This window comes from Arthrobacter sp. B10-11, assembly GCF_033142195.1.
In the GTDB taxonomy this organism is placed as follows: domain Bacteria; phylum Actinomycetota; class Actinomycetes; order Actinomycetales; family Micrococcaceae; genus Arthrobacter; species Arthrobacter oryzae_C.
In genome coordinates, this window is the sequence record NZ_JAWMTH010000007.1 from 32432 (window position 1) to 44929 (window position 12498).

The following is a 12498-nucleotide window of genomic DNA, read 5'->3' on the forward strand; positions in this document are numbered from 1 at the left end:
ACCCCCGGGAGGAACCCCATGATTACCATCGCTACCTCGGCGGATGTGGCGGAATCCGCCACCATTGGAGACGGATCGCGGATCTGGCACCTGGCACAGATCAGGGAAGACGCCTCCGTGGGCAGCAACTGCAACATCGGCCGCGGCGCCTACGTTGGGCCGGCCGTCCGGGTCGGGGACAACTGCAAGCTCCAAAATTACGCGCTCGTCTACGAACCGGCGCGTTTGGCCGACGGGGTCTTTATCGGTCCCGCCGCCGTGCTCACCAACGACCTCCACCCCCGTGCCATCACCCCCGACGGAACGCTCAAGGGAAACGACGACTGGGTAGCCGTGGGTGTGACCGTCGGAAGGGGCGCCTCCGTCGGGGCGCGGGCGGTCTGCATCGCCCCGCTCACCATCGGCGAGTGGGCCACCGTGGCCGCCGGCGCCGTCGTGACCCGGGATGTCCCGGCCTATGCCGTGGTGGCCGGCGTACCGGCGCGCCAGATGGGCTGGGTGGGGGAGGCGGGGCATCCGCTCAAGCAGGACGACGGCGGCAGCTGGCTGTGTCCGGCCACCGGCCGGCGGTACGTCGAAACTAATGGGCAGCTCGTGCCCGGACAGCCGAACTGAGGGGGCACCATGGAAAAGTTGGACAGCAACAGGGTCATTTTGGGTGGCACGCCGGTCGATCTGATGGACCCGGAGCCGGCGTTGGAACTCATCCTTACCAGGGCCGGCCAGCGGGGACTGCCGCCGCTGGGGGTGGCGTCCGTCAACCTGGACCACCTGCACCATTTCGGCACCGGCGGCCGCTGGGCCGGAACGCTGCATGCGGATCCGGCCAGTGCCGTGGACTGGCTCTACCTGCTCGACGGCGCGCCGCTGGTCTCGCAGTCGCAACGGCTGACCGGCCACCGCTGGCCCCGGCTGGCGGGCAGCGACCTTGCCTCCCCACTGCTTGCACGGGCGGAGCAGCTGGGCCTCACCGTGGGTTTCCTCGGCGGCTCGGCGGAGAACCAGCAGCTGCTGGCCCGGAAGATTGAGGAAGAACACCCCCGGCTGGTGGTAGCCGGCATGTGGTCGCCGGACCGGGAGGAACTGGCCTCTCCCGAACACTCAGAGCGGATCGCCAAAGACATTGCCGGCTCCGGCGCCCGGATTCTCTACGTAGGACTCGGCAAGCCCCGCCAGGAGCTCTGGATCGATCACTACGGGGCGATGACCGGGGCCGCCGTCCTGCTGGCGTTCGGCGCGGCTGTCGATTTCCTGGCCGGCCGCGTCCAGCGTGCTCCGCGGTGGGCAAGCGACCACGGCCTGGAATGGGGCTACCGGCTGGCCTTGGAGCCCAAGCGGCTCGCCGGCCGCTACCTTATCGACGGCCCGCCCGCCTACGTGAAGCTGCGGACGGCGTCCTGCACCGTGCCGCCGCCGGTACCAGAGCGACTGTCCCCGGCGGGTCCCGCTCCGCGGACTCCCGGCCGTTTCACCGGACAGGAGGGTGCAGCGGACGCCGTCGTCGTCGTCGTTACCTACAACAGTTCCCAGGGCATCGGTGCACTGCTGGACAGCCTGCGGGCCGAAACGGACCGGCTGACGCTGCGCGTGGTGGTGGCGGACAACGCCTCCGCCGACGGGACCCTGGGCCTGGTGCGCAGCGCGCACCCGGACGTGGTCTCGTTTGCCACCGGCGGAAACCTGGGATATTCCGGCGGGATCAATGCCGCCATGCGAAAGGCAGGCGACGCGGACGCCGTCGTGGTCCTGAATCCCGACGTCACTGTGGGGCGCGGCAGCCTGGGGACGATGCTGCACCGGCTGAACGCTTCGCGGGCCGGAGCCGTTGTACCCAGGCTCCTCAACGACAGCGGATCAACGAGCCCCTCCCTGTACCGGGAACCCAGCATCACGAATGCCTTCGGCGACGCTTTACTGGGGCGGCGGGCCGCCAACCGTCCCGGCTGGCTGGCCGGCACGGACTTCAATCCGGAAAGCTACGCCCATGCGCATACGGTCCAATGGGCCACCGGCGCCGCGCTGATGGTCCGGCGCAGCGTAGCCGACTCCCTGGCGTGGGATGAGTCCTACTTCCTCTACTGGGAAGAGACGGATTTCTTCCGCAGCCTGCGGGCGCTCGGCGAAACCATCTGGTACGAGCCAACGGCCATCATGACGCACGGCGGCGGCGGTTCGGGAAGTTCCCCGCAGCTGAACGCGCTGCTTGCCGTCAACCGGGTGCGCTACATCCGCAAGTACCACTCCGCCGCATACTCCGCAGTCTTCCACGGCGCCGTCGTACTCTCCGAGGCACTGCGCTGTTGGAAGGCGGACCGGCGGGGAGTCCTTCGGACCGTCCTCAACGAGGGCAGCTGGCCTGCCCTCCCCGGCCCCAGCAAAGACCCGGAGGCCGGCTATTTTCCAAGGGGCTCGGTGATCATGCCCGCCCATAACGAGGCCAACGTGATCGCCCGGGCACTCGCCCCGCTGGCCCCCTTGGCCGCAGCCCGGCAGGTGGAAGTCATTGTGGTCTGCAACGGCTGTACTGACAATACTGCGGAGATTGCCCGGCGGTTCGAAGGGGTCACGGTGCTGGAATCCACGGCAGCGTCCAAGCCGTCCGCAATGAACGCCGGAGACGCCGCGGCGTCTGAGTGGCCGCGGCTGTACCTGGATGCCGACGTCGAAATCACCGCGGACGCCCTGCGCGAACTCTTCCTGGCCCTGGCCCCCGGCGGGCTGCAGGCCGGCCGGCCAGCAGCCCGCTACGACCTGCAAGGCGCGCATCCGCTCATTCGCGCCCAGTACCGGGCACGGTTGCGGCTGCCGTCCAACGCCACGAGCCTTTACGCAGCCGGTGCCTTCGCCCTGTCCAAGGAAGGGCATCGCCGCCTGGAGGAGTTTCCGGAGGTGCTGGCGGACGACCTCTATGTCGACAGGCTTTTTGGACCTGCGGAAAAGGCAGTCCTCGACGTCGAGCCCATCGTGGTGCGTCCGCCGCGTGCCCTGAAGGACCACCTGGCTGTGATGCGGCGGGTGTGCCGTGCGAACGCCCAGGTCAACAGGATGGAGGGACAACGCAGCAGCACCGCGCGAACCGTTTCGGAGTTGATCCGTTCAGTCCGAGGTCCGCTCTCGGCGCTGGACGCGCTGATCTACGCAGGCTTCGCCATCGCGGGCCGAAAAGGTGCCGGCGTCCCGCGCCCCGGCTGGGAACGGGACGTCAGCAGCCGGGGCGCAACGCCGGAGCGGCTGCGGCGCTGATGAACTACACAGAGCTGCATCCGATACCGGGCATGGCGCCTGCCGGTCCGCCATGGCTGTTGAAGGCAACTGTGTTCTCAGTCATGGCCATCCCGCCGTACCTGGTGGTGGAGCCCATCGGAGCCAGCGCCAACCTTCCCGAGATGCTCGCTCTGGGCCTCTTCGGGCTCTGGCTCCTCTCCACCGTCCTACGGCTGCACGACCCCGTGGTGTTCCGGCACCCCGGGCGGGCAGCGGTGCTCCTGCTGTTGTTTGCTTCGTGCGTGAGCTATGCGCACCTTTTTGCCGGCCTGAGCGGAGCCAGCACCGTCGCCGGCAGGGCCGCAGCGGACCGGTGGATACTGCTGATGTTTGCCGCAGCGGGAATCGCGTTTGTGACCACGGAGACCGTGCGCACGCTCAAGGACGCCAGGGTGCTGGTCCGCTGGGTCCTGGCCGGCGGCACAGTCTGCTGCCTCGTCGCGATCATTCAGTTCGCCTTGCACACCAATCCCGTCGACTGGATGAAGCCAATCATGGTTGGCTTCACCGATAACAACTCCGGCATCAGTTTCCAGGAACGCGCCTCCCTGATGCGCGTCTCCGGCACCACCATGCATCCCATCGAACTGGGGGTGGTTTCTGCCATGCTCCTTCCGCTGGCTGTCTGGCGCGCACTCTACGACCGCCAAGGCTGGAAGCGGCTTCACTGGGTGGTGGTTGCCCTCTTCATCCTCACGAATGCCATGACAGTCTCCCGGTCCGCGTTGATCGGCCTGGTCATCGCCATGGTGGTCACGGTCCCGTTCCTGCCCCGGACGGCCAAGCGCTGGTCGCTCGTCCTCTTACCGTTCGGGGCCGCCGGCCTCTTCGTCGGAGTGCCCGGGCTGCTCGGGACCCTTTTCAATACGAGCACGGCCGGCAGTTCGGATTCATCCATTACGTACCGGACCGAGGACTACCCGCTGGTGCTGCGAATGGTGGCCGACCGGCCGTGGTTCGGGACGGGACCCGGTACGTGGATGCCGGTCAGGGCTATAGATGTCCTAGACAACCAATATCTCCTGGTGGCAGTGACGATGGGAGTGATCGGGCTGGTGGGCTTGATTGCCTACCTGCTGGTGCCCGCCCTGGCGGCGCTCGCCGCTGCCAGGGGCGCCCGGGACGGGGAGCTGGGATTGCTCGCGGCAGCAGCGGCAGCAGCCGGGTTTATCGCCACTGTGGCTTCGGGAACCTTCGACTCGCTGTCCTTCCAGGTCTTCGCGTTGCTGCTTCCGTTTTTCATAGGTCTGTCAGGGGCGTCCTGGCTGATGGTTAAGAATCAACTGGACCCACGCCGGACTGAGCCCTCGCGGGCTGATGCCGGGAAGGTCCCCTGGGGGTAGGAAGAAACCATGGATCCGATTTCCGTCTTGAAAACGCTCTGGAGGCACAAGTGGGTGGCCATGCCCCTGGTGGTGCTGACCATCGCGGCGTGTGTCTACGTCATGTTCTTTGCGCAGCGCAGCTATCAGGCCACGATGACGTATGCGTTGATCACCCCGAAGGTTCCCACTGCCCTTGAGATGCAGGAGGACCCCAAGCTGGCCAAGATCAACGGGGATAATCCGTACTTGAGAAGTCCGGACAGCACCCTGCTGTCCCAAGTGCTGATCACCAAACTGGGTGCGCAGGAAACACTCAAGAGCCTGCAGGACCAGGGCCTGGGAACTGAATACACGGTGTCACAGGCCAGCAGTATCGGCTCCGGCATGCTCCTGGTGCTTACGGCATCGGGGTCGTCGCCCGAGCAGGCGGTGGACACCGCCGTCGCCTTGGGAACAAGGCTCACCACGACCCTGCACGACGTGCAGAAGATCAACGGCGCCGACGAAATTTACCTGTATGCCGCGCTGCCGGTCGACGGGCCGGGCCAGGCGGAGGAGATGTTCTCCAGCCGGCTGCGGACACTGATCATTGTGGGCGTCGGCGGTGTGGTGCTGGTCTTCGGCGCAGTCTCGGTTGCCCGTTCCCTCGAGCTGGCCAGCGCCGGCCGGCGGGTCAAGGAAAAGCCGGCGAGGCACGCGGGCGTTTCCGAAGGGGACTCGCGCGGACCGCAGGTGCCCGGTTCCGGGCGCCCCCGGGAATCCGAGGACCACCATCTGTCGCACCCTGACCATGGCCTGCCGGGCGGCTCCTTCAGGGTCCCTGTTCCGGACAGGGAACACCGGACCTAAGACGGGCCTGAGCAGGTAACAGCGGGGTGTCCTGCGGCAAGCAATCCAAGTATTGCCCGTACGGCATGGCGGTCCACAAGCGGGTATTCCGCAGCGTAACAGCGGTGTCCCGAGGGAAAATGCGCGTACGTGACTCTCGTGACTGCAGCAATGAGTGGCGCGTTGAATGGAAGGGCATATCCAGTGCCGTTTTGACGAGCGGGAGGACCCGGTGACCATCAGCGAAGACCGTGCGGTAAGCCACATCGGTGTTATGAGGCCGTGGCTCGGGCAGGAGGAAGCGGATGCCGTCGTACAAGTGCTTGCTTCGGGCCGGATGGCCCAAGGCCCTCGCGTGGGACAGTTTGAGGAGGCGTTCGGCGCGGCGCAGCAGGCGCCGCACGCCGTCGCAGTGTCAAGCGGCGCGGCGGCACTCCACCTGGCGCTGAGGGTTGCCGGGATTCAACCGCAGGACGACGTCGTCATGCCCTCGTTCTGCCCCACAACGACCGCCGACGCCGTCAGCAGCCTGGGCGCCCGGCCGGTCTTTGCCGATGTCGAGGCGGATACCGGCAACGTATCGCGCGGCACCATCGAGGAGTCGCTGACGCCGGGTACGCGGGCGGTGATCGTTGTGGACCAGGGAGGCGTGCCGGTTGACCTGGACCCGATTAAGGAACTGTGCGACCCGCTGGGCGTCACGGTCATCGAGGACGCTGCATGCGGAGTGGGGTCCACGTACCGGGGCAGGCCGGTGGGAGCCGGTGCCGACCTGGCTGTGTGGTCCTTCGATTCATGCGAGGTGCTGACCACCGGGGACGGCGGGATGCTGACCACCCGGAATGAGGCCTGGGCCAGCCTGGCCCGGCATTTTCGTGAAGAAACCGGAAGCGGTTCCGGAGCCGAACACGGCATGACCGACCTGCAGGCTGCCATCGGACTGGTCCAGCTTGGGCGGCTGCAGGAAGCCGTTGCCCACCGCCGGGAAATTGTGGCCAGCTACCAGCTTGCCCTCTCGCGGCTCGGGGGCGTGCGGTTCCTCAGGGAGCCGGACTACGGAACCAGCAATTTCCAGTCCTTCTGGCTTGAAGTGCTGCCTTCGTTCGCACTGGCGCGTGATGAGCTTCTGGACCGGCTGTCGCGCGACGGTATTTCGGCTGGCGGCGGGCTGACCGCGGTCCACCGCCAGCCGGCCTACCGGCACCAGGACACTGGTGCGGCAGACCTGTCAGTCACCGAACGGCTGGTGGACAGGCTGGTGGTCCTGCCGGTCTACCATCAATTGACTCCCGGCGAGCAGTCGCGGGTCCTGCGCTCCGTCCGGCTCGCTGCGGCCGGGATACCCGCCACCGTGCGGAGGGGCAAATGGAACGGCGGGTTCCGGCGGGCGGACGCCGCCAGCGCCTGATCACACGTTCGTCAGCGCGGGTCTTCTTTCAGCGCGGGTCGTCGGAGTCCTTCGCTGCGGGTCCGGCCGCCTTTCCCGCCAGGATAAGGTCCCGGTCGTTACCCGCGAGCTGGGCCAGCAGGTCGCGGATCTCCGCCAGCAGCGCCGTGTCCGCCGGCAGGGGCTCTTCCTCGGGTTCCGCCGTCGCCAGCCGGCTCTTCACCAGCGAGTTGATCTTGTTCATTGGCGCCACGAAGATGAAGTACACCACTGCGGCGGTAATGAGGAACGTCACGAAGGCGGTGATCACTCCGCCGAAGTTGACGAACGTTTTGTCGTTGCCGGGCCAGATGTGGAAGCCGAGGCCTTCGGTCTGGACGCCGCCGGCCGCGGCGATGATCGGGTTCACGATGTTTGTGGTGAAAGCGCTGACCAGAGCCGTGAACGCCGTGCCGACGACGACGGCGATGGACAGTTCGATCACGTTGCCGCGAAGGATGAAATCTTTGAATCCTTTGAGCATGGGGGCCTCCGGTATGCGTTTCAGTCTGCGATTCAACCGATAGACGATACCAGTCCGCGGCCCCGCGGCCCGTCCCCGCGCGGTGGAGCCCGACACATTCGACGGCGGCGCCGGACGGGCCGGGCGTAGGATTTGGAGTGGACGCCAACGCTGCCGCCATCAGACTGGCACCGTATGGAAAGGCGCGACCCCCGTGAAGATGCTCGCCGAGATGTTCACTATTGCCCCCGGCAACAAGGACCATCACGTAGCCATCCGCTGCGCCGTCGGCGTCTTTGTCCCACTGATCATCCTGGTCCTCATGGACCGGGTGGATCTGGCAATCTTTGCTTCCTTCGGCGCCTTCACCGGGATCTACGGCCGCGGCGAGCTGCACCGGAAGCGGCTCTTCATCCAGATGCGCGCCGGATCGCTCATGCTGCTCGTCATGCTCCTGGCCACCCTGTCCGCCCGGGCCAGCCAGGCCCTCGGGCTGTCGGAGACGGCCAGCACGTGGACGCAGGTGGCAGCCACCACGGTGGTTGCGGGGGCGTGTTCGCTGGTGATTGCCTGGTGGCGGCACCGGCCGGCCGGTTCGTTGTTCCATATCTTTGCCTTCGCGGCCATCGCCTCGATACCGAACCAGCCGCCGCTCTGGCAGTGCATGCTCGTCGCCATCCTGACTACCGTGTTCTGCCTGCTGATCGGCATTTCCTCCCGACTGGTGCGGAGCCGGCGGACGCCGTGGGCCATGCCCGAGCCCGCCAGGCTCACACCCGGCGAAAAGCGTGCCGCGCAGCTCGAAGCGGTGGGCTATATCGTGGCTGCGGGCCTGGCGGGAACCCTGGCCACCGTGGTGGGCCAATGGCTGGGTTTCGGCCACCACTATGGGCCATGGTGGCTGCCGTTGTTCCGTTGGTGGGCCGGACCACCCGGCACCGGGTGGCCCGGGGCATCCAGAGAATCATCGGCACCGTGCTGGGGCTGGTTGTCCTGGCCGGGGTGCTCCTGCTGAATCCTGCCCCGTGGCAGATTGTCCTGGTGATCGCCGCATGCCAGTTCGGGGCGGAGATGTTTATTGCACGCCAGTATGTCCTGGCGCAGATATTCGTGACGCCGCTGGCTCTGAGTGCCACGTTGCTGGCCGCCCCAGCTCCGCCGGAAGTCCTCCTCAGGGACAGGATCGTGGAGACGGTGATCGGCGCCGCCGTCGGGATTGCCGTCGTGGTGGCCCCGGCCGTGTGGCGGCGGCTGCGGGCGCGGGACAGGGCGCAGCGCCTGGCGGCATAAGGGAGCGCGCGGCAATCCCACGAAGGCCCGACGGCGGCCCCTACCGCCGGATCCCCGTATGTGGGACACTTCAAACCATTCAACGGAAGGTGGCGGTGTGGCAAACTCGGGCTCAGGGGATTCGGTGGTGGACCGTGTGGTCCGCGTTATCGGCGCCTTTCCGGAGGGCGTCAACGTCCTGCCGCTCTCCGAACTCGCAGCCCGGGCGGGGCTCCCGCTCACCACGGCGCACCGGCTGGTCCGCCAGCTGGCCGGTCACGGGCTCCTGGATGTCGGGTCCGGCGGTTCGGTGCAGCTGGGACTCCGGCTCTGGGAGCTGGTCAACCGCAATTCGCCCACGCTGGAACTGCGCCAGGCGGCCATGCCGTTTATGGAGGACATCCAGCAGGTCCTGAACCAGAACGTGAACCTTGCGGTCCTGGACGGCTGGGAAGCCCTCTTTGTGGAGCGGCTTTCCCGCCGCGGTTCCGTGGCTAACCGGGCGCAGGTGGCCGGCCGCATGCCTGTCCATGTATCGTCCGCCGGGCTCGTCCTGATGGCCAACCAGCCTCATGCGGTCCAGGCGGAATACCTCGCTGGCTTCCGGGATCCTGCCGGCAGGCTGACAGTGGAGCAGCTCCGCGCGCAGCTCAGCGAGGCTGCGCACCAGGGCTACGCCCAGCTGGCCGGCGTGGTGGATCCGGACACCTGGGGCATTGCCGTCCCCGTGACGGACCGCAAGAAGCGGACGGTGGCCGCGATCGGCGTCGTCGTTCCCTTGCACGAGGTGCGCCTGCAGGCGCTGGTGCCGGCGCTGCAGACAGCCGCCCGGGGCATCGGACGCCGGTTGGTTGAGCTGCAGGGCCCCGCGTAGCGAGGATTAAGAGAGGTGTAGCGCCATGATTCCATTCAACGGAATTCCTGTAACGCCGATCACCCCTTCGGGCGCACACTGTTAGCCAGACGATCCAACAGGCCCCGGACTCATCCGCCGGCCTCCGCAACGAAGCGAGGAACACCATGGCAGCCCGCAAAGTCATCACCACCCAGGTGGCCATCCTGGGCGCCGGCCCGGCAGGACTGATGCTCGCGCATCTGCTGGCCAAGGCCGGCATCGAATCCACGGTCATCGAAATCCGCAGCCGCCAGGAAATCCAGGAGACGGTCCGGGCCGGCATCCTGGAGCACGGCACCGTGAACATGCTGGTGGACAGCGGCGTCTCGGACCGGGTGCTGCGGGACGGCGACCGGCACGACGGCATCGAGCTGCGCTTCAACGGCGAAAGCCACCGGATCGACTTCCAGGACCTCGTGGGGGAGTCGGTGTGGCTGTACCCGCAGACGGATGTGTTCATGGACCTCGCCGCTCGCCGTGAGGCCGACGGCGGGGACGTCCGCTACAGTGTCACGGACACCACCATTCACGACATCGAAGGTTCGCCGAAGGTGTGGTTCACGGACGCCGAGGGTGTGGAGTACGAGCTGCAGGCCGACTTCATCGCCGGTGCGGACGGTTCCCGGAGCCACTGCCGCTTCCAGATCCCCGAGGCGGACCGCAAATGGTACTTCCACGAATACCCCTTCGCGTGGTTCGGCATCCTGGCCGAGGCGCCGCGCAGTTCCGATGAGCTGATCTACGCCAACTCGGAGAACGGCTTTGCCCTGATCAGCCAGCGGACCGAGACCGTCCAGCGCATGTACTTCCAGTGCGATCCCAATGAGGACGTCAACGACTGGAGCGAGGACCGCATCTGGGACGCCTTCCGCAGCCGGGTCAACGGCAACGGTTTCGAACTCAAGGAAGGGCCGGTCATCGACAAGATGGTGCTGAAGTTCCGCAGCTTTGTCCACGCCCCCATGCGCCACGGCAAGCTGTTCCTGGCCGGCGACGCAGCGCACACGGTGCCGCCCACCGGCGCGAAGGGCCTGAACCTGGCCATCCACGACGTCAAGGTCCTGTTCGAAGGGCTGGAAAGCTACTACAAGGGCGGCTCCACGGTGCTGCTGGACGTGTACAGCGACCGCGCGCTGGAACGCGTCTGGAAGGCCCAGCAGTTCTCCTACTGGATGACGTCCATGCTCCACACGCCCGTGGATGCGGATGACTTCTCCCGAGCACGCCAGCTGGGCGAGCTCAACTCCGTTGTTTCGTCCCGCCACGGCAGGGCGTACCTGGCCGAGGCCTACACCGGCTGGCCGTCCGCCTGACGTTCCGGCGCGGCAGCCCGCTGTCGTGGTCTGCGGCGGACGGCGGCTCAGGGCGCCAGAAGTCGCCGGACTGCTGCGGCGATGGCGGCAGCGTCAGGCTGCTCGGCCCGCCTGACCGTGAGCAGATGGAGCAGCACGCCGTCGCCGTAGTCAGCCACGTCGCGGGCCCGGGCAGGCGCATCAGCTACCCCTAGCGCGGTGAGGGCCTGTTCCAGGCCGCCCACCAGGCGGAAGTGCCCGGCGGTCACTGAATCGGGCCGGTCGAGCGAGAGGGCCAGCCGGGCCCGGGTGAGGCCGGCATGCTGTACGGCGAGGGCCAGCACCAGGCTGGCCAGCTGATCCGCCAGCTCCTCAATGTTCCCTGGCGGACCGGCCGGCCCCTGGTCCTGCAGGAGCGCGGCGTCCAGCTCCAGCAGGCGGTCCAGCACCGCTTCGACGAGGTTGGCGCGGTTCCGGTAGTAGTTGGAAGTGGTGCCTTGGGGCAGCTGCGCCGCAGCATCAACGGCCCGGTGGGTAAGGCCCTTCATGCCCCTGTCCGCCACCACCTTGAGGGCGGCATCCATCAGTTCCCTGCGGCGGTCCGGCATGGGACCAGTGTAATTGCCCTTCCAATTCACTACAAAAGTAGTAACATTTCCGGCATGGAAACAATCTCGATTGTTGGCGGGGGCATTGCCGGCCTGGCGCTGGCCTCCTGCCTGGACCAGGACCGCTTCGAGGTGACCATCATCGAGAAGCGGCCGGAGCTGCCGGCCGTTGGAACAGTGCTGGCCATGTGGCCCAACGCGCAGCGCGCGCTGGAAAGAGCGGGCGTCCTGGCCGAGGCCCGGGCCGTGAGCCCTGTGGTTGGAAGCGGCTCCATCCGCGATGCGTCCGGCAATCCCTGGATCACCGTGAACGGCGGCGATATGTTCGGCATTTCCAGGATCGACCTCCTGCGCCTCCTCGACTCCGCCGTCCCCGCATCGGTCCGGCGGACAACGGCCACGGCCGGTTCCGTGCCGGCGGAGGCGGGACTGGTGGTTGGCGCCGACGGCGTGCACAGCGTTGTCCGCCGGGAAGCGTGGGGTACGCGTACCGCCGCCCGGCTCACGTCATGCCTTGCCGTGCGCGGCATCGTTCCTTCCCGGGTGGACCCCCAGGACGTGGGCGAGTACTGGGGCCGGGGAGACCTCTTTGGCGTAGCCAACGCCTCCCTGGGTATCAATTGGTACGGGAGCTACCGCTCCGGTCTCGGCCCGTCCGGGATCGACGTGGCCGCGGTCCTTGAGCAGACCCGGCATCACTTCGCAGGGCATGCGCCGGTGATTCGCCGTGTGCTTGCCGAGGCCACCCCTGAACACACTCTTGTGCAGCGGATTTGGACCACACCGCGGCTGCGTTCCTACGTCCGCGGCAACGCGGTGCTGATCGGTGATGCCGCCCATGCCATGACGCCAAACCTCGGCAGGGGAGCGTGCGAGGCGTTGGTGGACGCAACCACGCTGGCTGAACTGTTGAACACGCTTCCCGTGAAGGAAGCCCTCGCGTCCTACAACCGCCGCCGGCGGCTCCGCACGCAGGCCCTGGCCCTGGCGTCCTCCGCGATGATGAGGGTGGCATTGGCGGATCGTGCCCAGCCGCTGCGTGACCGCCTCCTGGGGCTTGCCCGACGGCGGAACCAGCGTGCCGCCGTCGTCAGCAGTTCCCCGCGGTGAACAGCGGTTAGCCAGGAA

The 12498-nt window shown here is 67.2% G+C and carries 10 protein-coding genes and 1 pseudogene; 9 read left to right on the plus strand and 2 right to left on the minus strand.

Features of this window, described 5'->3' with window-relative positions; genetic code table 11:
- The first annotated feature begins 18 nt into the window (after positions 1–18).
- The 5 genes from RW112_RS19080 (at position 19) to RW112_RS19100 (ending at position 6825) form a co-directional block, all read left to right on the plus strand.
- Positions 19–615 (plus strand): acyltransferase, encoded by a 597-nt coding sequence (locus RW112_RS19080; RefSeq protein ID WP_317783390.1) that lies wholly within the window; start codon positions 19–21, stop codon positions 613–615.
- A 9-nt stretch (positions 616–624) separates the two neighbouring features.
- The gene (locus RW112_RS19085; protein WP_317783271.1) at positions 625–3243 is read left to right on the plus strand and encodes a WecB/TagA/CpsF family glycosyltransferase; all 2619 of its coding nucleotides are present in this window, start codon (positions 625–627) and stop codon (positions 3241–3243) included.
- Complete coding sequence (locus RW112_RS19090; RefSeq protein ID WP_317783272.1) at positions 3243–4607, plus strand: O-antigen ligase family protein; 1365 nt, start codon at positions 3243–3245, stop codon at positions 4605–4607. The genes RW112_RS19085 and RW112_RS19090 overlap by 1 nt, the downstream gene beginning before the upstream one ends.
- A 9-nt stretch (positions 4608–4616) precedes the next feature.
- On the plus strand, positions 4617–5438 hold the full coding sequence (locus RW112_RS19095; protein WP_317783273.1) for a Wzz/FepE/Etk N-terminal domain-containing protein: 822 nt from the start codon (positions 4617–4619) through the stop codon (positions 5436–5438).
- Between the two features lie 166 nt (positions 5439–5604).
- On the plus strand, positions 5605–6825 hold the full coding sequence (locus tag RW112_RS19100) for a DegT/DnrJ/EryC1/StrS family aminotransferase (RefSeq protein WP_317783274.1): 1221 nt from the start codon (positions 5605–5607) through the stop codon (positions 6823–6825).
- Positions 6826–6853: 28 nt separating this feature from the next.
- Here RW112_RS19100 and mscL read toward each other — a convergent pair whose 3' ends face one another.
- Positions 6854–7327, minus strand: a complete 474-nt coding sequence (mscL, locus tag RW112_RS19105; RefSeq protein ID WP_317783275.1) for a large conductance mechanosensitive channel protein MscL — start codon at positions 7325–7327, stop codon at positions 6854–6856.
- Between the two features lie 193 nt (positions 7328–7520).
- Here mscL and RW112_RS19110 point away from each other — a divergent pair.
- The 3 genes and pseudogenes from RW112_RS19110 to RW112_RS19120 all read left to right on the plus strand — a co-directional run bounded on the left by RW112_RS19110 (position 7521) and on the right by RW112_RS19120 (position 10783).
- Positions 7521–8596 (plus strand): annotated as a pseudogene (locus RW112_RS19110) (FUSC family protein).
- A 97-nt stretch (positions 8597–8693) separates the two neighbouring features.
- A complete protein-coding gene (locus RW112_RS19115) occupies positions 8694–9449 on the plus strand; it encodes an IclR family transcriptional regulator (protein WP_317783276.1) in 756 nt (251 codons plus the stop codon).
- 146 nt (positions 9450–9595) lie between these two features.
- Complete coding sequence (locus RW112_RS19120; RefSeq protein WP_317783277.1) at positions 9596–10783, plus strand: 4-hydroxybenzoate 3-monooxygenase; 1188 nt, start codon at positions 9596–9598, stop codon at positions 10781–10783.
- A 47-nt stretch (positions 10784–10830) separates the two neighbouring features.
- Here RW112_RS19120 and RW112_RS19125 read toward each other — a convergent pair whose 3' ends face one another.
- Complete coding sequence (locus RW112_RS19125; RefSeq protein WP_317783278.1) at positions 10831–11370, minus strand: TetR/AcrR family transcriptional regulator; 540 nt, start codon at positions 11368–11370, stop codon at positions 10831–10833.
- 54 nt (positions 11371–11424) lie between these two features.
- Between RW112_RS19125 and RW112_RS19130 the strand changes: the two genes are divergently transcribed.
- Entirely contained in the window at positions 11425–12480 is a 1056-nt protein-coding gene (locus RW112_RS19130) for an FAD-dependent monooxygenase (protein WP_317783279.1), read from the plus strand.
- Positions 12481–12498 lie beyond the last annotated feature (18 nt).